Annotated in this window: 1 protein-coding gene; it reads right to left on the bottom strand. The window is 47.6% G+C overall.

Annotated elements, in window-relative coordinates:
- Window positions 1-393: hypothetical protein (locus tag K8B81_RS20840; RefSeq protein WP_223683448.1), on the bottom strand; the 393-nt coding region annotated here is incomplete at both ends.

The raw sequence follows: 393 nt of genomic DNA, 5'->3' as shown, positions 1-393 counted from the left end.
CGGCAGCCGATGGAACGATACAGCCGTTGGCATCCTTAACATGAACCGTATAAGTACCCGCTGAAACCGTAAAGACAGGACTGCTCTGGAAGGTGCCTGTAGCACCGCCAATACTATAGCTCAATGGTGACAATCCTGCACCTGTAGCCGTAAGGGTAAAACCGCTTACTGATCCTGTACATTGGTTGTCTACCGAGACAGTTACCGTTGGGGCATTATCTATTGCAATAGCAACATCTACTTTAAAGGTACATCCGTTTAGGTCTTTAACCCAAACATCCCAGTTGGCATTGGTAGCCGGGTTTAAATCCGCACTATTGCTGGCAACGTAATCTGATGCAACAGGTGCAACACCGTCTTGTTTGTAAGCATATGTATAGCCTGGAGTACCCC

It is taken from the genome of Flavobacterium hibisci (assembly GCF_020026925.1).
Lineage (GTDB): Bacteria > Bacteroidota > Bacteroidia > Flavobacteriales > Flavobacteriaceae > Flavobacterium > Flavobacterium hibisci.
This window is presented reverse-complemented; position numbering and strand designations above follow the sequence as displayed.